We start from the raw sequence: 21,001 nt of genomic DNA on the forward strand, positions 1-21,001 counted from the left end.
TCGCGGGTTAGCTCACCAATCGCAGCGGCGGCGGAGCGTCCATCAGCGTCGCCAGCCCCTCGCGCCAGCTGGGATAGGCGGGCCGCCAGCCCAACTCGGCCTTGGCCAGGGCGTTCGAGACGCGCTTGGAATCCAGATAGAAGCGGCGCATCGCCTCGCTGACGCTGTCGTCGGTCCAATCGACCTGGGGCGGGCGGGGCAGGCCCATCCGATCCGCCGCCCATTCCATCACCACATCGGCGGGCGACGGTTCGTCGTCGGTCAGATTGTAGGCGGCGCCCGGTCGCGGGCGGGCCATCGAGGCGAACAGGCCCGAGACGATGTCATCCACATGGATGCGGTTGAAGACCTGACCGGGCTTTCTGACCAGTTTCGCCGTGCCTTCCCCCAGCCGCTCGACCACGCTGCGCCCCGGCCCGTAGAAACCGGGCAGGCGGAAGATCTGAACCGTCAGGCCCATTCCTTGCGCCCCGTCCAGCCAATCGCGTTCGGCCCGGACGCGGCGTGCGCCCTCCAGATTGGCGGCGTTCAGAGGCCCGTCCTCGAACACCCATCCGCCGGCCCGGTCGCCATAGACGGAGGTGGAGGAGACATAACCGATCCAGTCGGGCCAGGCGTCGCCCGCCAGAGGCCCCAGGGCCCGCAGACCGGGACAGCCTTGGGCGTCCGGCGCGGCGGTGATCAGCACGGCCGTCGCCGCCTCCAGCGCCGTCTTCAGGGCAGCCGTATCGCTGGGGTCGATGGCCGTGATCCCGTCGGCCGCCAGGGCGCGGCGCCGCTCGGGGTCGCGCGATGTGGCGGTCGCCCGCCCGCCGCGCCGTATGGACTCCAGCGCCGTCGCCCGCCCCAGATAGCCGCCGCCGAAGACCAGAAGATCGAGGGGAGGGGAGGCGATAGGCATTACGAAACTCAGGCCGTCAGAACTTGGGAAGGTGGCGCGTCAACTGCCGGTCGCGCCTCATTTTCCAGCGCCTCCGCCCGGCGTTGGTTCCAGGCGGATACGCATGGCACCCGACCCAGATCGGCGCGGTCGGCATAGCGGCGGGCGATGTCCGTGACCTCGTCCATCAGACCCTGGGCCAGTGTGATCGGCTTGAGCCCCAGTTCGCGGAACTGGTCATTGGCGACGACCAGATCGTTCTCGTCGGCCTCCTGACGCGGATTGGCGACATTGTGGATTTCGGCGCCGGTCTTGTCGGCGATCATGGCTGCCAGATCGCGCACGCGGCGGCTCTCGGTCATCTGGTTCAGGATCTTGACCCGGTCGCCGCGTTTGGGCGGGTTCTTCAGCGCCAGTTCGACGCAGCGCACCGTGTCCTGAATATGGATGAAGGCCCGCGTCTGGCCGCCCGATCCATGCACGGTCAGCGGATAGCCGACCGCCGCCTGCATCAAAAAGCGGTTCAGCACCGTGCCGTAATCGCCGTCATAGTCGAAGCGGTTGATCAGTCGTTCGTCCTGTTTGGTCTGTTCGGTCTGGGTGCCCCAGACGATGCCCTGGTGCAGGTCGGTGATGCGCAGATTGTCGTTGCGGGCATAGAACTGGAACAGCAGGGCGTCCTGCGTCTTGGTCATGTGATAGATGCTGCCCGGATTGGGCGGGAACAGGATTTCCTGCTCGGCGGGACCGTTGTCGGTCTCCACCGTCACCTTCAGATAACCCTCGGGAATACGCAGGCCCGCCGTGCCGTAGCCATAGACCCCCATCGTGCCGAGGTGCGCCAGATGGACATCCAGGCCGCTTTCGACGATGGCGGCCAGCAGATGGTTGGTGGCGTTGATGTTGTTGTCGACGGTGTACAGCTTGTGCCGCGCCGACTTCATCGAATAGGGGGCCGCCCGCTGCTCGGCGAAATGCACCACGCTGTCGGGGGCGAAGTCACGGATCAGGGCGACCAGGCGGTCGAACTCCTTGCCCACCGTCATGTTGACGAAGCCGATGTCGCGGCCGGAGACGTCTTTCCACGCCTTGATCCGCTCGCTCATCGTGCGGATCGGCGTCAGGGACTGGACCTCCAACTCGTTGTCGATGTTGCGGCGGCTCAGGTTGTCGACGATGGTCACGTCCCACCCTTCGGCCGACAGATGCAGGGCCGTGGGCCAGCCGCAAAAACCGTCGCCGCCCAGAACCAGCACGCGCATGGGATAGCCTCGTCGTCGTCTCAAAGGTCATGCCTAGCCCAGCCGTCGCGCTTGGCAAAGCGGCGCTGTGCAGGGTTCGGTGCGACGCATTGACGAATATCGCTTGGAAAGGCCGCGCACTCGGGTTAAGTCTCTGCCGTCTCCCACTCAATCGCAGCTTTACGGGCGCATACCCGGCTGTTCGCGGCTTGAGCCGGCCATGACGGTCGGTCCCGAAAGGACCGGCGCACCATGCGGGCGACAAGGCATTCCGACAGTTCGACAATCGGGGATCGGCCCCGAGCGAGACGGAACCACGAAACGGACGGAACCGGCCTTCAGGCTTTGGTCCGCCCCTGCACACGGTAGCGCGAATGAGAGATTTCAAGGGCATGAAGCGTCAGCGCGGACGCAATCGGAACAAGGCGGGCGCCAATAACGCCAACAACGCCAATCCGAATCGTTCGTGGGATTCGCAAGGCCCCGAGAACATCAAGGTCCGGGGCAACGCCCAGACGGTGTATGAGCGCTATCAGCAGCTGGCCCGCGATGCGGCCTCCAGCGGCGACCGGGTGCTGGCCGAAAACTATCAGCAGCACGCCGAACACTATTACCGCGTCCTGCGCGCGCTCCAGCCGCAGCGGTCCTTCTCGGACATCGCCGCGCGCGAACAGTCCAACCAGGGCTTCGACATCGACTTCGAGGACGAATCCGGCGCCCAGGCCGCCGCCTTCGTCGCCGCCCAGCAGGCCGCCGACCGTCAGGCCGCGGAGGCTGCAGAGCGCGCCGAGCAGAATCAGAACCGCGATCAGAACCGCGACCGCGACTACAATCGCGACCGGGATCGGGATCGTGACAACCGCGACCGCGATCACAACCGTGATCGTGACCGTGACCAGAACCGCGACGGCCAGCAGCCGCGCGAACCCCGCGAGCCCCGCGAGGGCGACGAGGTCCGCGCCGAGGGCGAGGGCGGCGGTCGTCGCGAAAGCCGCCGCGAACGCTGGGAGCGTCGCCGCGAGGAACGCAATCGCCGCTTCGACAATCAGGACGGCGCCCAAGAGGGCGCTGAGGGCGCCGCCCCCGCCTACGCCGAGGCCGACCGCGCCGAAGCCGTCAGCGAAGCGCCCGCCGCTGAAGCCCCTGTCGCTGAAACGCCGAGCGTCGAGGCGCCGACCGCCGACGAACGCCCCGCGCGCCGTCCCCGCCGCACCGCCGCCGCTGTCGCAGCGGACGACGGCGACGCCCCGACCGCCTTGCCGGGCTTTCTGACCCGCGCGCCCGCTTCGGCTTCGGCTGGGGTGTCGGCTCCCGAGGCGGAAGGCGAGCCGGCGCCGCGTCGCCGTGCGCCGCGCCGCAAGCCCGAAGCCGCCACGACCAGCGAAGACTGAAGACAACTCAGACGGGTGTGTTTACCTGAACGCAACTCCTGCGCGCCATCTTGGTGCTTAGGAGGGCGTCATGGATTTTGTCTTGCTTGTCCTGTCCCTGGCGCTGGCCGGGACCTGTTCGGGCGTGTGGCTGTGGCTGCGCGCGGATGAGGCGGCGACACGGCTGAAGCGTGAGAACGCCCGGCTCGAAACCCGCCTGGGCCGACAGACGCAAGGGCTGCGCCGGGCCCTGTCGACCGCCGAAGCCGAGGTCGAACGTCTGACCGCCGCCGTGCGCACGCGAGGCGAGGTGATGCAGGCCCTGGGCCGCGAACTGCGTACGCCCCTGACCACCGTCATGGGCTTCACCCAGCTTCTCCTCATCAACGACCAGACCGATCCCTTGTCGACACGACAGGTTCAGGCCGTCGGTCAGATCGAGGCGGCGGGCGGCGTCCTGCTGGCGCTGATCGAAGAGACGGACGCCTTCATGACGTGCGAAGACGGCGGCGGCGCTCAGGCGATCCACCGCGTCGATCTCCGTCTGGCGCTGCGCCAGGTCTGCGACGGCCTGCAATCCCAGGCGCGAGAGGCGGGGGTGACGCTGGCCTGTCCGCCGCCCGCCTACGGTCTGTGCGTCATGGCGGACCCTGGCCAGATTCGCCGCATTCTGCGTCGACTGGTCGAGAACGCCCTGCATCATTCGTCCCCCGGCGGGACAGTGCGAATGGAGCTGTCGCGCGTCGACGAGGAAATTCGCATCGCCATCCACGACGCGAAATCAGGGCCGCAGGGCCAAGGGGCGGAGCGGCTGTTTCGCCCTCTGGACGGCCGGGACGCGCGCGGCGGCACGGGTCTGGGCGTCGCCTCAGCCCAGCGCCTGGCCGAACGGATGGGCGGGACGTTGGCGATGCAGAATGATCCATCAGGCGGCGCCGTCTTCTCGCTCAACGTGCCTGCCGCGCCGTCCCCTGGCGTCACGCCGGTCGTCGCGCTCTCGAAACCGGCTGTGGCGCTCTATATCGAGGACAACGCCGCCAACATCGCGTTGATGCGTCAGGTCGCACGCGGTCTCGGCCTGACCCTGCATGCCGCGACCACAGGCGCGGAGGGGCTGGACCTGGCGCGCGCGCTCGGCCCCGACGTCATCCTGCTCGACATCGGTTTGCCCGACATGGACGGCTATGAGGTCAAGGCGCGGCTGGACGTCGATCCCCTGACGCGCGACGTCCCGGTGCTGGCGCTGACGGCCGCCGCCTCGCCTCGGGACAGCGCGCAGGGGCGCGCTGCGGGCTTCGACGCCTGGCTGGCCAAGCCGCTGGATCTCGCTGCATTCGGCGCGGCGCTGAACGATGTGCTGGACGGCGGTTCGGCCTGTCCCGGCCTTGACGACGAGGGGCGCCAGAGGGCCTAAGAGGCTTGAGTTCGCCCGTAAGGTCGCCCCCCAAGGGAAGCGTTGATGCGTCTGTTCATTTCGTCCCGCACGCTCGTGCGCCGCCTGGCGCCGCTGGCGGCCCTGTACGCCGTCGCCGCCTGCGCTTCGACCCCGCCGCCACCGCCGCCGCCCGGCGCGGCCGGCGCCCTGATGGACTGGCGCGGCGTCATCATATCGGCCGACCGGGATCGCTATCGCCGCGTCGACGCCGCCTGGACCCTGGCCCTGCAACAAGCCAAACGTCAGCGCGGTTCCGGCGACCTTGGCGCCTTAGGCGAACTGATCGACCCGAAGGCCGACCGACCCGGAGTCGCGCCGCCGCCCGGCGACTATCGCTGCCGCACCGTCAAACTCGGCACTCAGGGCGGCGAGGACGGGCTGGGCTATGTCGTCTACGGCTGGTTCGCCTGCCGCATCGAACAGACGCCGAAAGGCCTGAAGTTCTCCAAGCTGACCGGCTCGCAGCGCCCCTCCGGTCTGCTCTTTCCCGAAGACGACCGCCATATGGTTATGCTCGGCTCGCTGGCCCTGGCGCAGGAGCCGGCCGCCAACACCTATGGCCGCAACCCCGACCGCGATCTGGTGGCCATCCTGCAACGCATCGGCGAGGCGCGCTGGCGTCTGGTCCTGCCCTGGCCCAACACCGAATCCAATCTGGACCTGATCGAACTGGTCCCGGCGCCGCGCGGCTAAGGTTCGGCTGAACCTCGGGCGCCCTGTCACGTTCGGTCAGGGCAACCGATGGAGACGCTGATGCGCCGCACCCCTCTGGCCGTTCTGGCCCTGATGACCACGACCACCCTGGCGGCCTGTGGCGACAACAGTCCCGCCGCCCCAACGGAGGCCTCGCCCGCCGTCACCACGCCCGCGCCCGGCGTGCCGCCACAAGCCGCGCCTGAAGCGACGGCGACGCCGCAACCACAGACGACCCCCGCCGAGGGGATGCAGGGCGGAACCGATGATTGGCGCAAGGTCGCCAACACAGCCGACGCCAGCCTGCTGGGGCGGCTGGATCAGGCCTGGCGCATGGCTCGCGCCGAGGCCGAGGAGGGTGGCTTCTCACGTCAGGTCGAGGCCTTGGGACCGCTCGCCGACCCCAATGCGGGGCAGAGCGGCCGCGTCCAACCTGGTCAGGGGAACTATCGTTGCCGCACCATCAAGATGGGCAGCCGCAATGGGTCGGGCCTGGCCTATGTCGAATATCCCTGGTTCCGCTGCACGGTCGAACTGACGGCGGGAGGCGACCTTATCCTGACCAAGCTGACGGGCTCGCAGCGCACCCGGGGTCTGATCTACCCCGACACCGACCGTCGTAGCGTGTACATCGGCGCCCAGGCCTGGGGCGCCGACGAGAACCGGTATCCGGCCTACGGCGACAGCGCCGAGCGGGATCAGGTCGGCGTCATCGAACGCATTGGCCAGAATCGCTGGCGCCTTGTCCTGCCGTGGCCTAAGCAGGAGGCCAAGCTGGAGTTGCTGGAGATCACCGGCTAGCGCGCGCCGGTCGAGCGGGCGATTGCGGCGCGCATGCCCTCGGCGTGAAGCGCGCCGGAGGGGGCGATCTTGGTGTTCGGCGTTTCGCTGGGCCCCAGATCGGCGGTGCGATCGTCCGGCCCGGTCCAGGTCGGGCTTTCGGCCTTGCGACGAACGGCCTCGCGCAGATTCTCGGTCGAAGTCGCCGTCGCCGTCGCGGACGCGCCGCCGGATTTACGCCGGTCCATCTCATCGGCGACGCGGGCGATGGCTTGGGTCAGAAGCGCCTTCTTCTCGCGCGCGCCCGCATCCGGGCCGCTCTCTCCCGCACGAACGCGCGTCCGGATCTGGCGCTGAACCCGATCGCGCCGCGCGCGCAGCCGCCCGATCAGGTCGCGCAGTTCCGGCGGCGAGCGCTCGGCCAACGTCTTCGTCTGTTCGACCATATCCGCCTCGTCGCGATCCAGCGCGCGCGGGTTTGGGGTCTTGGACATGACGGTCTCCCTTTCGATTGATGGGAAGACAGCGTTAGGGCGACGGGCTCGTTCCGCTTTGCGACCCTGGGTCACAGGGTCGTCCGAGGTCACACGCGCGTCAGTCTCAGGTCCTGATAGTCGTAGCTGAAGTCGATGTCGGGGCTGACGCCCTTCATCGTCGCCGTCGCCGGTTTGGCCGTCAGGATCGAGAAGGTGACGAAGGCGTCCTCCTCGCGCTTGTCCGGGAAACGTGTGCGGAAGGTCTCGCCGTCATACGGCTCCAGCCAGCCTTGCAGGGCAGGCGTATGGGTAAAGCTCAGCCACAGGCCGCTTTTCCTGTTTCGGCCGCGTCTTTCGGTCTTTGGAGCAATGACGATGTCGCCGTACCACGGATCGCGCCAGGTGCCGGCGTAGGCCTCCAGCGGCATGGATGGGGGCGCGCCCGCCGCCTGTTTGGCGTCGATCTCGGCGGCGGCGGCGATGGATTTCGCATTGCCCTCGGCCTCCAGCTTCTTGGAATCCGCGATCCAGTCCACATCGACCTTGCCCATGCAGATGTCGGTGATGCCGGACCGCAAGGCGCGCAGCAGGAAGCTCTCCTCGGCGTTGGAGAAGACGCTGAAGCCGGTCTTGCGGCCAGGGATCAGCACCGTAGCGGAAATGCCGCCGGGCGAGCCGCCGCCGTGGCTGGCGATCCGCTCGCCGCGATAGTCCTGAACCTGAAGCCCCATGGCATAGGTCGAGGCGATCGATCGGTTGGGCAGTTCCGCCGTCGGTCCGGCCGACGATCCGACGATGATGTTGGGGCGAACCATCTCGCGCGCCGCATCCTCGGAATACAGCCGCGTCCCGTCGGGCAGCTTGCCGTCGTTCAGCCGCACGGCGACCCATTTGGCCCAGTCGATCGGCGTGGTGCAGATGCCGCCCGCCGCCGCCGCCGAATCCCAGTTCCACACCTCGACGATGGACTTGGCGATGGGCGTCATCGCTCCTTGATAGCGCAGTGGCGGCCCGACCCGGCCGTGGGGCAGGGCGGACTTGGACGCATCGGCCAGACGCGCCAGCGGCACGGTCTCGGTCATCCCGACCTTGTCCAAGATGCGCGTCTGGATGAAGGCCTCCCAACTCATGCCGGACACGGCCTCCAGCACCGCGCCTGCGACCACTAACATCAGGTTGCAATAGTGATAGCGCGCCCTGAACCCGTCCTCGATCGGCACGAAGGCGGCCTGGGCCAGCACCTCGGCGCGGGTGCGGTCCGAGTTGGGCCAGAACAGGAGGTCGCCGGCGCCCAGGCCGAACCCCGCCCGGTGGCTCAGCGTATCGCGCACCGTGATGTGTTCGCCGATATAGGGATCGGACAGGGTGAAGCCGGGCAGATAGGTCCGAACCGGTTCGTCCCACTTCACCTTGCCCTCGTCGACCAGGATGGCCAGGGCCGCGGCGGTGACATTCTTGGTGTTGGAGGCGATGGCGAACAGGGTGTGCTCATCGGCCCGCGCCGGCTTGCCCTGAACCTTGACGCCGTATCCGCGCGCCAGGACGGTCGCCCCGTCCTTGACCACTGCGACGCCCAGCGCCGGCTGATCCGGCCAGGCCGCCATGCACTTGGCCACATAGGCGTCCACCGCCGCCGCCAGCGACGCATCGTCGTTTGCCGGCGCGCTCTGGGCGAACACAGGCCTCGCCGCCAGCGCCACAGCACCTCCGGAAGCGAACAGGGTGCGGCGCGACAGACGAAGGGACATGGGCAGGCTCCGGCAAACGATAGGGCACGCTAACGTCCCGAAGGCCTGGGGCCAAGGCCGTCTGACGGACTGTCAGTGCGGACGTGAAAAAGGGCGCAGCCCATCGGCTGCGCCCTTTCATCGAACGGCATGGAAGATCAGCCGCGACGGTTGTCGTAATCGCGGCGCTCGTAACGGATCTGGGCCGAAAGGCGGTCGAAGCGACGGTCAAGGTCCTGGCGTTCCCAGGCGGTCAGGCCGCCGCGGCGATAGTTGGCTTCCAGGCGCAGCAGGCTGTCGAACTCGCTGCGCAGACGGATGGCCTCGCGGCGGCTTAGTTGGCCGTTGCGGTAGCCTTGGTCGATGCGGCGATCCAGGTTGGCCTGGCGGGCGTTGATCGACTGCCACGAGCCATAGCCGGCGTGATGGGGCGGGGCCGGGCGGTGATGATAGGACTGGGCGAAGGACGGCGCGGCGACCGAGGCAGCGGCCAGGGCGATGGCGGGGACGATGAGCTTGCGCATGGCGATCTCCTCAAATGTTCTGCCGGTCGGGGTGACCAGCGATGAGGCGATCTGAGCACCCGGCGACTGAGCCGGTTCTGAACAGGATCGATCAGGTTCGGTTCATCTGGATGAAAAGACGTCAAGCCGCCGTCTTTTGATCTGGTCTCCGGTTTGGAGCAGCGTTCGCTTTAAACTATACGACGTATTCAGCGCCCGTTCAGATGATCGGGACTAGATCGGTCGCCATGTTTCGTAAACCCGCCCCTCTCCTGATCGCCCCTCCGGCCCTGGCTCTGGCTCTCGGTCTGGCTGTTGCGCCCGTCATGACGACGTCGGCGCAGGCCCAGTCGCGCGACCAGGATCAGCGCTCGCAGGACCGTGGTCCGCGCGTCAGTCCCGACGAAGCCCGTCGTCGTGGCGGCGAGGCCGGCGGCGGTCGTCCCATCGACACCCAACCGCGCCGCGACGGCAACTATTCCGTCCTGGTCGAACGCGACGGACGCGTGCGCGAGGTGGTGGTTGACGGCCAGACCGGACAGGCGCGTCCAGACAACAACAATCAACGTCGCAGGCCGAACTGATGCGGGTGCTTCTGGTCGAGGACGACGCGGATCTGTCGCGTCAGCTTAAGGCGGCGCTGGGCGACGCGGGCTATGCCGTGGATCACGCGCCGGATGGCGAGGAAGCCCACTACCTGGGCGAGAACGAACCCTATGACGTCATCGTCCTGGACCTGGGCCTGCCCAATATCGACGGCGTGTCGGTGCTGGAGCGCTGGCGGCGCGAGGGCAAGACGACGCCGGTCCTGATCCTGACGGCGCGCGGCGCCTGGTCGGACAAGGTGGCGGGCTTCGACGCCGGCGCCGACGACTATCTGACCAAGCCCTTCCACACCGAAGAGCTGCTGGCGCGTCTGCGGGCGCTGCTCCACCGCTCGGCGGGCATCGCCTCGGCCACCTTGTCGTGCGGCGGCTTGCGGCTTGATCCTCGCGCGGCGCGGGCCAGCGTCAATGGCGAGCCCCTGCGCCTGACTTCGCTGGAGTACCGGCTGCTGCACTACATGATGATGCATCAGGGCCGCGTCATCAGCCGCACCGAGCTGGTCGAACACCTCTACGATCAGGACTTCGACCGTGATTCCAACACCATCGAGGTCTTCATCGGCCGGGTGCGCAAGAAGGTCGGATCGGACCGGATCGAGACCGTGCGGGGCCTCGGCTATCGGCTGACGCCGCTGGCGGGCGAATCCGACCCGGCGTGACCGAGGCGACGGCTTCGAAACCCAACGCCGGCGGGCTCCACGACTGGGGCCGCTGGTTCGGTCGCCCCGGTCGCTCCCTGACCCGCCGGCTGATCTGGCTGGCCTCGGCCTGGATCGTGGTCGCGCTGGTTATTTCAGCGCTGGTGCTGACCCAGGCTTTCCAGGAATCCGCCCTGCGACGTCTGGGCGCCATGCTGAACGAGACGATCGACGAGATCGTGGTCGGCGCCAGTCGCACGCCGCAAGGCGAAGCGATTCCGCAGATCCAGGACGCCAGAACCCTGCGGCTGCTGTCGGGCAAATACTGGCAGATCATGGAGGTTCGCCCCAACGGCCGGCTGGTCAATCTCGCCCGCTCCAACTCGCTGTGGAGCTATGACCTCGCCCTTCCGGCCGATCTGCCTCGACGCCTGGATGCGGCCTTCGGCGACGTCATCACCTTCAACACAACCGGCCCCAAGGATGACGTCGAGACGCGCGAGCCGCTGCGCGTCGCCGCCAGCATGAAGTCCATCCCCCGGCACGAACATCCGGTCATCTTCATCGCCGCGCTGGATCGCTCCGACGTCGATGCGGACACGCGTCAGTTCGCCCGCGTGACCTGGATCGCCTTCCTGATTTTGGGGCTCGGACTCGTATCAGCGGTCTTCATTCAGGTGCGGATCGGCCTGCGCCCCCTGTTCGACCTGCGCGACGAGATCGCGGACGTACGCAAGGGCAGGTCGGCGCGGATCGGCCGCTCATACCCTCAGGAAATCCAGCCTCTGGCCGAGCAGGTGAACCGCTTGCTGGACCACAATCAGGAGGTCGTGGATCGCCAGCGCACCCACGTCGGCAATCTGGCCCATGCGTTGAAGACGCCGATCTCCGTCATGCTGGCCGAGGCGGGGACGAGCGAGGGCGATCTGCCTGAGCTGGTGCGGCGCCAGACCAAGATCATGCAGGGACAGGTCGATCACCACCTGCGCCGCGCCCGCGCCGCCGCCCGCGCCGCGCACGGTCTGGGCGAGACGACGCCCGTCGCCGAGGTGCTGGACGAACTGGCGGTGATGATCGAGCAGGTGTTCCGCGACAAGAATGTCGAGATCGACTGGCGCGCGCCCGACACCCTGTCCTTCCTGGGCGAGCGTCAGGATTTGCAGGAAATCCTGGGCAATCTGATCGAGAACGCCGCCAAGTTTTCCAAGCGCCGGGTGCGCGTCTCGGCTGGCGGCAGCGGCCTGGGCCAGATGATCCTAGTGGTCGAGGACGACGGCGCGGGTCTGCCGGCCGATCAGCGCGACACCGTCATGCAGCGCGGTGCGCGGCTGGACGAGACCGCGCCAGGTTCGGGCCTGGGCCTGTCGATCGTGGACGACCTGACGCGCGCCTATGGCGGGCGGCTGATGCTGTCGGACAGCGACATGGGCGGCCTGAAGGCGGTGCTCGAACTGCCCGCCGCCCAAGTCGACTAGGGCTGCAGGTCGTCGCCCCGGCGGTAGCATTCACAAGCCGCCCGCTCCAGGGCCGCCCGATCCAGCACCGTGATCCGGCCGCGCGAATAGGCGATGGCGCCCGCCTTTTGAAGCCCCTGGGCCGCCTCGTTCACCGTCGTCCGCTGGGAGCCCAGCATGGAGGCCAGATACTCCTGCGTCAGATTCAGGGTGTCGCCCTCGACCCTGTCGTGGCATCGCAGCAGCCATTTGGCGAACCGCTGCCCGGCGTGGTGCAGGGCGTTGCAGGCGGCCGACTGCTCCAACTCGCCCTGAAGCCGCGCCATGTAGTCGGCGACGGCGTCGCGAACGCCCGGCCGTTGCGCCGACAGGGCGCGGAACTTGGCGGCGTCCACCCGGCGCGCCGTCCCGGCGACCTGGGCCACACTGCGGGTATGGGCTTGTTGCGGCACGACCGAAGCGACGACGCCCAGCACGCCCTCGCGGCCGATCATCACGGTCTCCACCGTCCGGCCGTCTTCCAGAACCGCCACCGAGGAGCAGAAGCCGCTGTCGATGAAATGCAGGTGTTCGATGGCGTCGTCAGGCTCGCTGAACACATGGCCGGGCGCGAATTCCATCGCTGTGGCGATGGCGAGCAGGGCGTCTCGATCGTCAGGGTTCATCCCTTGGATCAATCGGTTACCGGACGAAAGGCGGTTCATGAGTTCGCGCATAAGGCGATCTGATCGCGGCGTCTGTCGAAACTCGACACAGCGTTGCTATATATCACACGGCTTGCTGGGGAAAAGTCGTGTGTTTACCGCGTTGTGTACGCCAGCGAGCAGAGCGCCAACGAACTTCAGCGGGTGACGCGCCCGACCAGACGACCGGCCTCCAGCACCTCCACCCCCGCGCAGGAGGCGTGATGCGACAGCTGCGTCCTGGCCGCTTCCAGCGCCGTCGCATCGTCGGCCCCGTCGAAGAAGTCGAGCAAGGGGCGGCGATCCGCCTCGTCGAAGAAATGAAACTCGTAGATGTTCAACCGAACGCCTCCCAAGGACGCGAACCTTAACGGCATACGCCTGCGGGCGTCTGTCGGATGTCGACACAGGGTGAAAGCGGAGCCTTTGTTGTCGTCGGTGCGTTGAGGCGTCCTGACGACGCCCAGAGACGCCTCATGAACGCTGCCAAGTCCCTTCGCCTGCCGCCGCTGGCGACCCTGATCGAATGGGCGGCGCGGGTCGGCTATGGGGCGCGAGGCTTTGTTTACCTGTCGGCCGGGGCGCTGACCCTGCTGGCGGCGACGGACCGGATCGGTGATGCGGTGGGGACCAGCGGGGCGGCGGGCTGGCTGGCCGAGCAGCCGTTCGGCAAGGTCTGGCTGGTGCTGCTGGGGCTGGGCCTGTGGGCCTTCGTCGGCTGGCGGGTGTTGCAGGCGGTGTTCGACGCGGATCACGAGGGCAGCGACCTGAAGGGCTGGGCCACGCGCGCGGGCCAGGCGGTCAGCGGCCTGTTCTACGGCGTGCTGGCGTTGGGGGTGTTCGAATATCTGGACGAGTTCGGCGAGGCGACGAATGCTTCAAAGGCCCAGGCCGAGAGCGTGGCCGAGAATCAGGAGAAGGCCGCCATGCTGCTGGGGATGCCATTCGGCGAGGTGCTGCTGATCGGGGCGGGGCTTGTGGTGCTGGGCGTCGGCGTCGGCAATATCGTCAGGGCGATCCGCGACGACTTCGACGACGCCCTGGCCTGCCCCAAGGCCTTCTGCGGCACGGCGACGGCGCTGGCGCGGGCGGGCTATGCGGCGCGAGGGTTCGCCTATCTGCCGCTGGGCGTGTTCGTGGTTCTGGGGGGGCTGCATGCGCGCTCGGGCGAGGTGACGACGACGGCGGCGGCGCTGGATGCGCTGGAGGCCCAGCCGGGCGGGTCGTGGATCCTGGGGCTGACGGCGGCGGGGCTGATGGCCTTCGGCGCCTTCGCCTTCGTGGAGGCGCGCTGGCGCCGGATCCGCCCGCCGAGAGACCTGAAGATCAGCTGAGCCGGTCGTGCGGGTGAAGAGTCTGGTGAGCAAGAGGTGAGCCGCGCGACCCCCGTTCCAGCGACCTTCGCCCGCGTGGCGCCGCCCGACGCAACGCTCACCTCTCGCTCACCAGCACTCTTCACTAACCGCCTCGCCTTCCCATATGCTTTGCAACAACCGCTGTTCCAGAAGGCCGCGCCATGAACGCTCCGCTCAAGACCCTGAAGATCGACTTCGTCTCCGATGTCGTCTGCCCCTGGTGCGTGGTGGGGCTGGGCGGGCTGGACACGGCCCTGGATGCCCTGAAGGACGAGGGGATCGCCGCCGACATCGCCTTTCAGCCGTTCGAGCTGAACCCCCAGATCGCGCCAGAGGGCGAGAACATCGTCGAACACATCGGCCGCAAATACGGCGCGAGCCCTGAGCAGTCCGCCGCCAACCGCGCCATGATCCGCGAGCGGGCGGGCGAGGTGGGCTTCGACATGCGCATGACCGACGACAGCCGCATCTGGAACACCTTCGACGCCCACCGGCTGCTGCACTGGGCGCACGAGACGGCGCTAGAGAAGCAGAAGGCGCTGAAACAGGCGCTGTTCACCGCCCACTTCACCGAGAACAAGAACCTGACCGACGCCGGCGTCCTGACCGCCGCCGCCGAAAAGGCCGGGCTGGACCGGGCCGAGGCGGCCGAGGTGCTAGCCTCGGGCCGCTACGCTCAGGCCGTGCGCCAGGCTGAAGACCTGTGGCGCGCACGCGGCATCACCTCGGTCCCGGCCGTGGTGGTCGAGGGCAAATATCTGATCTCGGGCGGCCAGCCGGCCTCGGTGTTCGAAGAGGCCCTGCGCAAGATCGCGTCGGAGGTTTGACTTTAGTCGGCGATCAGGCGCCGCTGAAGGTGTCGCAGGAGGCTGGGTCGCCCGACTGATAGCCGCGCTGCAGCCATTCGACCCGTTGCGCCGAGGAGCCGTGGGTGAAGCTTTCGGGCGAGACGCGGCCGCCGCTGCGCCGTTGCAGGGTGTCGTCGCCGATGGCCTGGGCGGTCTTCATGCCCTCCTCGAACTCCCCAACATCCAGGGCGACCTGACCATTCGAGACGGCCGAGGCGTTCCGGGCCCAGACGCCGGCGTAGCAGTCGGCCTGAAGCTCCAGCGCGACGGAATACTGATTGGCTTCGGCCTGACCGGAGGCGCGCTGCTGGGCCCGGCGGACCTGATCCGATGTGCCGGTCAGGGTCTGGACGTGATGGCCGAACTCGTGGGCGATGACATAGGCGCGGGCGAAGTCGGCGCCCGAGGCCCCGAGCTTGTTCTCCATCTCCTGCCAGAAACCGAGGTCCAGATAGACGGTCTTGTCGGTCGGGCAGTAGAAAGGCCCCATGGCCGACTGACCATAACCGCAGCCGGTGGGCGTGCCCTGTTCGTAGATGACGACGTTGGGCCGCTGATAGCCCTCAAGCTTCTGTGACCAGACATCATCGATGTTGGCGCCGATGACATCGACGAAACGGCCGGCCTGATCCTTGGGCGTGCCGACTTGGCCCTGCTGTTGCTCGGCGCCGACGCCGCCGAACTGGCTGGCGAGCTGCGTCGTGGTCGAAGGATCGATGCCGAAGACCAGATAGCCGATAATGGCGAGAACGCCGACGCCCAAGCCGCCGCCAGCGATGGCTCCGCCGCCAAGACCCCGTCGATCCTCGACCCCGCCGCCTGTCCGTCCACCCTGCCAGCGCATGCCTTATCCTCCGCCCGATCCTCGTTAAGCTAGGCAGGAACGCGGGTGCAAGGGAAGGGATGCGTCAGTTTTGACGATCAAGCCAGTTGTCGATCTGGTTCATGCCCTGGGCCGTCTGCTGGCGGCGTTCGGCGGCGGACTGGCGCAAGGTCCGCTCCTGTTCGGGGCTGTAGAGCGGGCGGGGCGGCAAGGGCTGGGCAGCCGTTGGTTCGCGTGCACCTTCGATGGCGCGCAGGCGAAGCTGAGTCTCGATCTGCTGTTGACGCGCTTGGTCCGCGTTCGACTGCGCTTGAGAACGCAGGCGATCGTTCTCATAGCGGTGCTGGTCGGCGATGGCGGCGGGGACGCCCCCCGGATAGGCGCCGTAGGGACGGCCGGCCTGCGGATAGGTCTGGGCCAAGGCCGGCGTGGCGGCAGCGGCCAACAGCGCGGTCAGGGTCAGGAGCGATCGCATGGATACGATGTGGGGACGCGCGCCGTCGCCGCCAAGCGGAGCCGCAACCCTTTGAGTTTCTGTGGGTTCATACCGCCGAACCCCCTTTACGAACGGAGCATTCCTCATGGCCCAATCCCTTTCCGGCAAGACTGTCGCCATCCTCGCGACCGACGGCGTCGAGCTGGTCGAACTGAATGAACCGATGAAGGCGCTGAAGGATGCGGGCGCGGTGGTCGAGATCGTGTCGCTGAAGGCCGGCGAGTTCCAGGGCTTCGACCATCTGACGCCGGGCGACAAGGTCACGGCCGACAAGGCGGTGGCGGCGGTGGACGCCTCGGCCTATTCCGCCCTGCTGTTGCCGGGCGGGGTGGCGAACCCGGACCTGCTGCGGGCGGACGAGGACGCGGTGAAGTTCGTTCGGGCCTTCTTCGACGCCGGCAAGCCGGTCGCCGCCATCTGTCACGCGCCGTGGCTGCTGATCGAGGCGGGCGTGGTCGAGGGGCGCACGATGACGTCGTTCGAAAGCCTGCGCACCGACCTGAAGAACGCCGGGGCCAATGTGGTCAATGAGGCGGTGGTGGCGGATCAGGGCCTGGTGACCAGCCGCTGCCCCGACGACATTCCCGCCTTCAACGCCAAGATGATCGAGGAGTTCGCCGAAGGCCGCCATGAGGGGCAGGCTGCCGCTTAAAGGAGGTCGCCGCCTAAGGCATCGCCCAGACGGAGGACCGCTTGATCTCCTGGTCCTCCAGCTCGCGCGACGTCGGGACGCGGTACTCGGCCAGAAAATCCAGGCCCGTGCGTGGGAAATAGGTGCGTCCCGGATCGCCGATCAGGACCCGGGTTCCCCTGGCGCGGGCCTGGGCCAGCCAGGCCAGAACGGCGTCAGTCATCGGGCGCTCGTAGCAGATGTCGCCTGCGCAGATGACGTCCACATCCGGCGGGGCGGCGTCCAGCAGATTGGTCTGGGTGAAGTCCAGCGTCACGCCGTTCGCCGTCGCATTGGCGGCGACGGCGGCCTGACAGAAGGGATCGATGTCGGCGCACAGGACATGGGTCGCCCCCGCCTTCATCGCCGCCACGCCGACCAGACCCGAACCGGCGGCGAAGTCCAAGACACGCTTGCCGGCGACCTCCTGCGGATGATCTAACAGATACCGGCTCAGCGCCTGTCCGCCGGCCCAGGCGAAGGCCCAGAAGGGCGGCGGCACGCCCATTTCGCCCAGCTCTTCTTCCGTCAGCCGCCAGATCGGCGTGATCTCGTCCGCCAGCCACAAGGAAATCTCGGGGGCGTGCGGCACGGGCTGAAGCCGGGTGTTGTCACGGATGAAGGCGGCGGGATCGAGGACGGTCATTCCGGCTGGCGCGTAACAGCCTTCAGCACGCTGGCATAGCCGGGTGCGACCGCCATCGCCTCAGCTTGCGGCTTCGCACGAATGGCGCGGTGCAGGCGCGCCAGCTTCCAGCAGGGCACATGCATGAACAGGTGGTGCTCGGCGTGGAAGTTGACCCAGTAGGGCGCGATGAAGGCGCGCTCCCACCAAGATGCGCGGGTGGTGCGGGCGGCGCGGAACGGATCGACGGCCGAACCCTCGACGCAGGCGTGTTCGGCGATGTTTCGTAGACGCGTCACCATCGGAAACCACGTCGCCATCGGCAGCAGCCACAGCATGAAGAAAGCCCACCAAACGCCGGCGGCGATGAAGCCCGCCAGGAGGATCGTGTTGAAGGCGAGGAAGGGCAGGACGGATCGGCCCGTCACGATCGACTCATAGTCATGTGCGCCATCATCTCGGGGGCCGCTCGAGCGCGCCTGCGCCAGCGGCAGCAGGGCCCGCTGCTTGAAGAAGGTCTGGCCCGTCAGATCGCGGATCAGCTTGCGGCGCAGCGAGGCCGTGCTGACGGGAAACGGCGCGGACAGCATCAAATCGGGATCCTCGGCCTGCTGGGCGAAGCGGTGATGCGTCAGGTGATAGGGGCGATAGGCCTTCAGGCTGGCGCCGATCGGCACGGCGCATAGCCAGTGGCCGAGAAAATCGTTCAGCCGGTTCGACTTCGACAGCCCGCCATGCGCCGCTTCGTGCATCAGAATGGCCAGACCCAGCTGACGCGTGCCGACGATCATGACGCACAGCGGGATCAGCCATGGGACCAGGACGCCCGCGATCACGGCCAGCGCGATCACGGCCCAGCAGTGGGCCACCAGCAGCGGGCCGGCCCAGGCCGAGCGTATCTGATACGGCGCCCATTCCTGAGGCGTGAACAGGGCCGACGGGGCAATGTGCGGAGCGGCGGACATGGGTGAAGTCTAGCCCCTGAAGCGCGTCCGGAAAAGCAACGGAGGAATGTTGGGCGCGCCTGACAAAAAGTCAGGTTGACATGACATTCTGTCGGTGTCAGGTTGTCCTTACACAAGGAGAGCCAATATGTTCACCGCCTGGAAGACCGGAACGCCTGCGCATCGACGCTACATCATTCGCACGATGGCGTTCTCCGTGCCTTACGTCGCGATCTGCGTCGCGATGATGACGACCGACGCGTTCGACGATCTGATGGGCAAGCCGGCGGCCTGGGTCCTGGCGGCGGCGGTGTCGGCGCCGGTAATCGGGCAGATCTGGGCGACCCTGGCGCTGATGCGCGAAAGCGACGAGTTCGTGCGCGGCGTGACGGCCAAACAGTTCATCATCGCGGCCGGACTGGCGTTAGCCGTCGCCACCTTCTGGGGCTTTGGCGAGAGTTTCGCCGGCGCGCCGCATATGCAGACCTGGTTGATCGTGCCGGTCTTCTGGGGCCTCTACGGCGTCGTTTCACCCTTCATCCGGAGCAGCCGATGAAGAACCGTCTTAAGCTTCTACGCGTCGAGCGCGGCTGGACCCAGGAACAGATGGGTCAGGCGCTGGGGGTCTCGCGCCAGGCGGTGATCGCCCTGGAGACGGAGCGGCACGACCCCTCGCTGGACCTGGCCTACCGGATCGCCGCCGTCTTCGAGCGGCCGGTCGAAGAGATCTTTGAGAACCCTCACGCGGACTGACCGAAAAGTCAGAATAACCTTACAATTGGAGACTGTGATGTCGAACGTCATTCGCCCTTGCCGGGGCGTCTTCGCCCCGTCGCGCCTTGCCATCATCCTGGGCGTTGTGATCGCCTGCGCTGTGGCCAGCGATCAGGCCCGCGCCCAGACCGCGCTGCCAGCGGCGTCCGCCGCTGCGCCCTTCGCCTCCGACCGGCTGTCGGTCGAGGTGGTGGGGCAGGGCCCCGATGTCATCCTGATTCCCGGCTTCGGCTGTTCGCGGGAGGTCTGGCGGGCGACGGCCGATCGGCTGAAGGCGACGCACAGGGTGCATCTGGTGCAGTTGGCCGGGTTCGCCGGCGAGCCGTGGTCGCATGGGGACGGCCCCTTCTTGCAGCCTGTGGTGGATGAGCTGGATCGCTACATTCGCCAGGAGACCCTGAACCGACCAGCGGTCATCGGCCATTCCATGGGCGCGCTTGTCGGGCTGAGGCTGGCGCAGGCGCATCCCGATGCCGTGGGACGATTGATGAGTGTCGACAGCCTGCCCTTCTTCTCCGCCCTGTTCGGGCCGCAGGTCACAGCCGAGACCGCGCGCCCCTTCGCCGATCAGGCGGCGAGCGGCATTCTGAACACCCCGCAGGACGCCTTCCGCAACGGCCAGACGCAGACCGCAGCGGGCTATTCACGCGATCCGGCGACCCAGGCGGACATCGTGGCGTGGTCCATGGCGGGCGACCGACACGCGATGGCGGCGGCGATCAAGGATGTGATGACCACCGACGCGCGACCCGGCCTGGCCGCGATGACGACCCCGGTGACGGCCCTCTACGCCGCCGATGCGGATGGCGGGGCGCCTGCGGCGGTGGCGGACGCCATGTGGACGCGGGAGTATGCGACCTTGCCCGGCGTGAGCCTGATCCGCGTCGACGGCTCGCGACACTTCATCATGGCCGATCAGCCCGAGCGGTTCGCCGAACTGATCGATGCCTTTCTGGCGAAGTGAGCCTTGAAGATCCTCCCCCGAGTAGCGCAGCGAAACGGGGGAGGGGGACCGCGCGTAGCGTGGTGGAGGGGGCGAAAACCGCACGAATCTGAACCGGCGAGAGCAGTGATGCGTCCGCCCCCTCCACCACTTTGTGGTCCCCCTCCCCCGCAGGCGGGGGAGGATGTACAGGCGTCAGCCATTCTTCGGCGTCACGTCGCCGGCCTTGGCCGGTGCGCCGTCGAACTGGTCGGCGTAGGCGGGATTGAGCAGGGCGCGGAAGACGCTCTGCGGCAGGGCGATCCAGTAGGGGCCGTCCGAATAGGGGCCGATCTGATAGGGTCCCATCAGGAAAGTCACGCCGCCCGCCTTGCCCGGCGTCGTGCCCGGCGTCAGGACGAACGGGGTCGAGACGGCCTTGGGGCAGGTCCACATCTTGCCGTCCAGCGTCGCGGCCTCCGAGCCCGGCGAGCGGGCCTGTTTGGCGGCGTTGGCGGCGGCGCACAAGGCCTTGTCCAAGACCGACAGGTCGGCGCCCGGCCGGAACAGGTCGGCGAAGCCCAGCCGCTTATTGGTCGTCTTGTCCCAGATCACGGCGTCGAAACTGGTGTTGGGATGGGCGCCGCCGGTGAACTCGAAATCGGTGCGGGCCAGGCTGACCAGCTTGCCGGTCTCGGCGCCCGGCGCGAAGGCGATGGTCTTTTCATAAGGGTTCGGGCCGCCGCCGGCTTCGCTGAGATCGGCCTGGGCGCCTTCCTCGAACTGCTTCAGGTCGCGCACCGTGTCGGCGTAGAGGGCGGCGTGCAGGGCGGGCGTGGTCTTGATCGCCTGGGGCAGGGTCAGCTTTACCGCGGCATAGGGGGTCTTGCTGTCATAGCCGACGGGGGTGTTCGACATGGCCGGCGCAGCGGCCGGGGCCGGCGCGGCCGGCGCCTGGGCCTTGTCTTCCTTGCGCTGGCAGGCGGCCAGAGACGCGGAAAGCGTGGCGGCGACAGCGGCGGACAACAGCAGGATGCGGGCGGTGCGCGACATGGGAAA

Annotated in this window: 25 protein-coding genes; 13 read left to right on the top strand and 12 right to left on the bottom strand. The window is 67.7% G+C overall.

The window, feature by feature from the left end:
• Positions 1-7: 7 nt before the first annotated feature.
• Together LG306_RS04780 and LG306_RS04785 are read right to left on the bottom strand one after the other, a co-directional pair.
• Complete coding sequence (locus LG306_RS04780; RefSeq protein WP_404418658.1) at positions 8-901, bottom strand: SDR family NAD(P)-dependent oxidoreductase; 894 nt, start codon at positions 899-901, stop codon at positions 8-10.
• 8 nt (positions 902-909) lie between these two features.
• On the bottom strand, positions 910-2,142 hold the full coding sequence (locus LG306_RS04785) for an NAD-dependent epimerase/dehydratase family protein (protein WP_404418660.1): 1,233 nt from the start codon (positions 2,140-2,142) through the stop codon (positions 910-912).
• A 353-nt stretch (positions 2,143-2,495) separates the two neighbouring features.
• Here LG306_RS04785 and LG306_RS04790 point away from each other — a divergent pair, with 353 nt between their 5' ends.
• From LG306_RS04790 to LG306_RS04805, 4 genes are all read left to right on the top strand, one after another.
• Positions 2,496-3,512: a DUF4167 domain-containing protein gene (locus tag LG306_RS04790; protein WP_404418662.1), complete on the top strand. Its 1,017-nt coding sequence runs from the start codon at positions 2,496-2,498 to the stop codon at positions 3,510-3,512.
• 70 nt (positions 3,513-3,582) lie between these two features.
• The gene (locus LG306_RS04795) at positions 3,583-4,905 is read left to right on the top strand and encodes a response regulator (RefSeq protein ID WP_404418664.1); all 1,323 of its coding nucleotides are present in this window, start codon (positions 3,583-3,585) and stop codon (positions 4,903-4,905) included.
• Positions 4,906-4,950: 45 nt separating this feature from the next.
• Positions 4,951-5,619 (top strand): DUF4893 domain-containing protein, encoded by a 669-nt coding sequence (locus LG306_RS04800; RefSeq protein WP_404418666.1) that lies wholly within the window; start codon positions 4,951-4,953, stop codon positions 5,617-5,619.
• Between the two features lie 60 nt (positions 5,620-5,679).
• Positions 5,680-6,420 (top strand): DUF4893 domain-containing protein, encoded by a 741-nt coding sequence (locus LG306_RS04805; RefSeq protein ID WP_404418668.1) that lies wholly within the window; start codon positions 5,680-5,682, stop codon positions 6,418-6,420.
• Here the strand turns inward: LG306_RS04805 and LG306_RS04810 are convergent.
• From LG306_RS04810 to LG306_RS04820, 3 genes are all read right to left on the bottom strand, one after another.
• Positions 6,417-6,893: a hypothetical protein gene (locus LG306_RS04810; protein WP_404418670.1), complete on the bottom strand. Its 477-nt coding sequence runs from the start codon at positions 6,891-6,893 to the stop codon at positions 6,417-6,419. The two genes, LG306_RS04805 and LG306_RS04810, sit on opposite strands and share 4 nt — an antisense overlap.
• Before the next feature lie 89 nt (positions 6,894-6,982).
• On the bottom strand, positions 6,983-8,623 hold the full coding sequence (locus LG306_RS04815; protein WP_404418672.1) for a serine hydrolase: 1,641 nt from the start codon (positions 8,621-8,623) through the stop codon (positions 6,983-6,985).
• A 137-nt stretch (positions 8,624-8,760) separates the two neighbouring features.
• The gene (locus tag LG306_RS04820; RefSeq protein WP_404418674.1) at positions 8,761-9,126 is read right to left on the bottom strand and encodes a hypothetical protein; all 366 of its coding nucleotides are present in this window, start codon (positions 9,124-9,126) and stop codon (positions 8,761-8,763) included.
• A 227-nt stretch (positions 9,127-9,353) separates the two neighbouring features.
• On the opposite strand from LG306_RS04820, the gene LG306_RS04825 reads away from it, so the two are divergent.
• From LG306_RS04825 to LG306_RS04835, 3 genes are read left to right on the top strand one after another with little or no spacing between them, the layout of a single operon-like run.
• Positions 9,354-9,689, top strand: a complete 336-nt coding sequence (locus LG306_RS04825) for a hypothetical protein (RefSeq protein ID WP_404418676.1) — start codon at positions 9,354-9,356, stop codon at positions 9,687-9,689.
• Entirely contained in the window at positions 9,689-10,369 is a 681-nt protein-coding gene (locus LG306_RS04830) for a response regulator transcription factor (protein WP_404418678.1), read from the top strand. The genes LG306_RS04825 and LG306_RS04830 overlap by 1 nt, the downstream gene beginning before the upstream one ends.
• On the top strand, positions 10,366-11,823 hold the full coding sequence (locus tag LG306_RS04835; protein ID WP_404418680.1) for a sensor histidine kinase: 1,458 nt from the start codon (positions 10,366-10,368) through the stop codon (positions 11,821-11,823). The genes LG306_RS04830 and LG306_RS04835 overlap by 4 nt, the downstream gene beginning before the upstream one ends.
• Here the strand turns inward: LG306_RS04835 and LG306_RS04840 are convergent.
• Both LG306_RS04840 and LG306_RS04845 read right to left on the bottom strand, forming a co-directional pair.
• Positions 11,820-12,467, bottom strand: a complete 648-nt coding sequence (locus tag LG306_RS04840; protein WP_017505885.1) for a Crp/Fnr family transcriptional regulator — start codon at positions 12,465-12,467, stop codon at positions 11,820-11,822. The genes LG306_RS04835 and LG306_RS04840 overlap by 4 nt on opposite strands.
• Before the next feature lie 176 nt (positions 12,468-12,643).
• Positions 12,644-12,826, bottom strand: coding sequence for a hypothetical protein (locus tag LG306_RS04845; RefSeq protein WP_017505884.1), 183 nt, complete (start codon positions 12,824-12,826; stop codon positions 12,644-12,646).
• A 135-nt stretch (positions 12,827-12,961) separates the two neighbouring features.
• On the opposite strand from LG306_RS04845, the gene LG306_RS04850 reads away from it, so the two are divergent.
• Together LG306_RS04850 and LG306_RS04855 are read left to right on the top strand one after the other, a co-directional pair.
• Positions 12,962-13,819 carry a DUF1206 domain-containing protein gene (locus tag LG306_RS04850; RefSeq protein WP_404418682.1) on the top strand — a complete coding sequence of 286 codons (858 nt, stop codon included), beginning with the start codon at positions 12,962-12,964 and terminating at the stop codon, positions 13,817-13,819.
• Positions 13,820-14,001: 182 nt separating this feature from the next.
• Positions 14,002-14,667: a DsbA family oxidoreductase gene (locus LG306_RS04855; RefSeq protein WP_404418684.1), complete on the top strand. Its 666-nt coding sequence runs from the start codon at positions 14,002-14,004 to the stop codon at positions 14,665-14,667.
• 13 nt (positions 14,668-14,680) lie between these two features.
• Here LG306_RS04855 and LG306_RS04860 read toward each other — a convergent pair whose 3' ends face one another.
• Positions 14,681-15,532 (bottom strand): neutral zinc metallopeptidase, encoded by an 852-nt coding sequence (locus tag LG306_RS04860; RefSeq protein WP_404418686.1) that lies wholly within the window; start codon positions 15,530-15,532, stop codon positions 14,681-14,683.
• 64 nt (positions 15,533-15,596) lie between these two features.
• Positions 15,597-15,986: a hypothetical protein gene (locus LG306_RS04865; RefSeq protein WP_404418688.1), complete on the bottom strand. Its 390-nt coding sequence runs from the start codon at positions 15,984-15,986 to the stop codon at positions 15,597-15,599.
• Positions 15,987-16,092: 106 nt separating this feature from the next.
• On the opposite strand from LG306_RS04865, the gene LG306_RS04870 reads away from it, so the two are divergent.
• Complete coding sequence (locus tag LG306_RS04870; protein ID WP_404418690.1) at positions 16,093-16,659, top strand: type 1 glutamine amidotransferase domain-containing protein; 567 nt, start codon at positions 16,093-16,095, stop codon at positions 16,657-16,659.
• A gap of 13 nt (positions 16,660-16,672) precedes the next feature.
• On the opposite strand, the gene LG306_RS04875 is transcribed toward LG306_RS04870, so the two are convergent.
• Both LG306_RS04875 and LG306_RS04880 read right to left on the bottom strand, forming a co-directional pair.
• Positions 16,673-17,323 carry a class I SAM-dependent methyltransferase gene (locus tag LG306_RS04875; protein WP_404418692.1) on the bottom strand — a complete coding sequence of 217 codons (651 nt, stop codon included), beginning with the start codon at positions 17,321-17,323 and terminating at the stop codon, positions 16,673-16,675.
• A complete protein-coding gene (locus LG306_RS04880; RefSeq protein WP_404418694.1) occupies positions 17,320-18,267 on the bottom strand; it encodes a fatty acid desaturase family protein in 948 nt (315 codons plus the stop codon). The genes LG306_RS04875 and LG306_RS04880 overlap by 4 nt, the downstream gene beginning before the upstream one ends.
• Before the next feature lie 127 nt (positions 18,268-18,394).
• Between LG306_RS04880 and LG306_RS04885 the strand changes: the two genes are divergently transcribed.
• Genes LG306_RS04885 through LG306_RS04895 form a run of 3 tightly spaced genes read left to right on the top strand, consistent with a single transcriptional unit; the run spans position 18,395 to position 19,984 of the window.
• Positions 18,395-18,802 (top strand): hypothetical protein, encoded by a 408-nt coding sequence (locus LG306_RS04885; RefSeq protein WP_241004681.1) that lies wholly within the window; start codon positions 18,395-18,397, stop codon positions 18,800-18,802.
• Positions 18,799-18,999 (top strand): helix-turn-helix transcriptional regulator, encoded by a 201-nt coding sequence (locus tag LG306_RS04890; RefSeq protein ID WP_174087098.1) that lies wholly within the window; start codon positions 18,799-18,801, stop codon positions 18,997-18,999. Before LG306_RS04885 ends, LG306_RS04890 begins: the two co-directional genes overlap by 4 nt.
• 37 nt (positions 19,000-19,036) lie before the next feature.
• Positions 19,037-19,984 (top strand): alpha/beta fold hydrolase, encoded by a 948-nt coding sequence (locus tag LG306_RS04895; protein ID WP_404418696.1) that lies wholly within the window; start codon positions 19,037-19,039, stop codon positions 19,982-19,984.
• A 174-nt stretch (positions 19,985-20,158) separates the two neighbouring features.
• Here the strand turns inward: LG306_RS04895 and LG306_RS04900 are convergent, their stop codons facing one another.
• Positions 20,159-20,995 carry a DUF3298 domain-containing protein gene (locus LG306_RS04900; protein WP_404418698.1) on the bottom strand — a complete coding sequence of 279 codons (837 nt, stop codon included), beginning with the start codon at positions 20,993-20,995 and terminating at the stop codon, positions 20,159-20,161.
• Positions 20,996-21,001 lie beyond the last annotated feature (6 nt).

It is taken from the genome of Brevundimonas vesicularis, assembly GCF_044807075.1.
Taxonomy (GTDB): Bacteria; Pseudomonadota; Alphaproteobacteria; order Caulobacterales; family Caulobacteraceae; genus Brevundimonas; species Brevundimonas vesicularis_G.

Bases quoted from the DNA above. Each gene is read 5' to 3' on its own strand.
- LG306_RS04790 (WP_404418662.1), top strand. From the start codon at position 2,496: ATGAGAGATTTCAAGGGCATGAAGCGTCAGCGCGGACGCAATCGGAAC.
- LG306_RS04870 (WP_404418690.1), top strand. From the start codon at position 16,093: ATGGCCCAATCCCTTTCCGGCAAGACTGTCGCCATCCTCGCGACCGAC.
- LG306_RS04820 (WP_404418674.1), bottom strand. From the start codon at position 9,126: ATGCGCAAGCTCATCGTCCCCGCCATCGCCCTGGCCGCTGCCTCGGTC.
- LG306_RS04885 (WP_241004681.1), top strand. From the start codon at position 18,395: ATGTTCACCGCCTGGAAGACCGGAACGCCTGCGCATCGACGCTACATC.
- LG306_RS04785 (WP_404418660.1), bottom strand. From the start codon at position 2,142: ATGCGCGTGCTGGTTCTGGGCGGCGACGGTTTTTGCGGCTGGCCCACG.
- LG306_RS04815 (WP_404418672.1), bottom strand. From the start codon at position 8,623: ATGTCCCTTCGTCTGTCGCGCCGCACCCTGTTCGCTTCCGGAGGTGCT.
- LG306_RS04850 (WP_404418682.1), top strand. From the start codon at position 12,962: ATGAACGCTGCCAAGTCCCTTCGCCTGCCGCCGCTGGCGACCCTGATC.
- LG306_RS04805 (WP_404418668.1), top strand. From the start codon at position 5,680: ATGCGCCGCACCCCTCTGGCCGTTCTGGCCCTGATGACCACGACCACC.
- LG306_RS04855 (WP_404418684.1), top strand. From the start codon at position 14,002: ATGAACGCTCCGCTCAAGACCCTGAAGATCGACTTCGTCTCCGATGTC.
- LG306_RS04795 (WP_404418664.1), top strand. From the start codon at position 3,583: ATGGATTTTGTCTTGCTTGTCCTGTCCCTGGCGCTGGCCGGGACCTGT.
- LG306_RS04840 (WP_017505885.1), bottom strand. From the start codon at position 12,467: ATGAACCCTGACGATCGAGACGCCCTGCTCGCCATCGCCACAGCGATG.
- LG306_RS04860 (WP_404418686.1), bottom strand. From the start codon at position 15,532: ATGCGCTGGCAGGGTGGACGGACAGGCGGCGGGGTCGAGGATCGACGG.
- LG306_RS04810 (WP_404418670.1), bottom strand. From the start codon at position 6,893: ATGTCCAAGACCCCAAACCCGCGCGCGCTGGATCGCGACGAGGCGGAT.
- LG306_RS04865 (WP_404418688.1), bottom strand. From the start codon at position 15,986: ATGCGATCGCTCCTGACCCTGACCGCGCTGTTGGCCGCTGCCGCCACG.
- LG306_RS04830 (WP_404418678.1), top strand. From the start codon at position 9,689: ATGCGGGTGCTTCTGGTCGAGGACGACGCGGATCTGTCGCGTCAGCTT.
- LG306_RS04880 (WP_404418694.1), bottom strand. From the start codon at position 18,267: ATGTCCGCCGCTCCGCACATTGCCCCGTCGGCCCTGTTCACGCCTCAG.
- LG306_RS04900 (WP_404418698.1), bottom strand. From the start codon at position 20,995: ATGTCGCGCACCGCCCGCATCCTGCTGTTGTCCGCCGCTGTCGCCGCC.
- LG306_RS04825 (WP_404418676.1), top strand. From the start codon at position 9,354: ATGTTTCGTAAACCCGCCCCTCTCCTGATCGCCCCTCCGGCCCTGGCT.
- LG306_RS04800 (WP_404418666.1), top strand. From the start codon at position 4,951: ATGCGTCTGTTCATTTCGTCCCGCACGCTCGTGCGCCGCCTGGCGCCG.
- LG306_RS04875 (WP_404418692.1), bottom strand. From the start codon at position 17,323: ATGACCGTCCTCGATCCCGCCGCCTTCATCCGTGACAACACCCGGCTT.
- LG306_RS04895 (WP_404418696.1), top strand. From the start codon at position 19,037: ATGTCGAACGTCATTCGCCCTTGCCGGGGCGTCTTCGCCCCGTCGCGC.
- LG306_RS04890 (WP_174087098.1), top strand. From the start codon at position 18,799: ATGAAGAACCGTCTTAAGCTTCTACGCGTCGAGCGCGGCTGGACCCAG.
- LG306_RS04780 (WP_404418658.1), bottom strand. From the start codon at position 901: ATGCCTATCGCCTCCCCTCCCCTCGATCTTCTGGTCTTCGGCGGCGGC.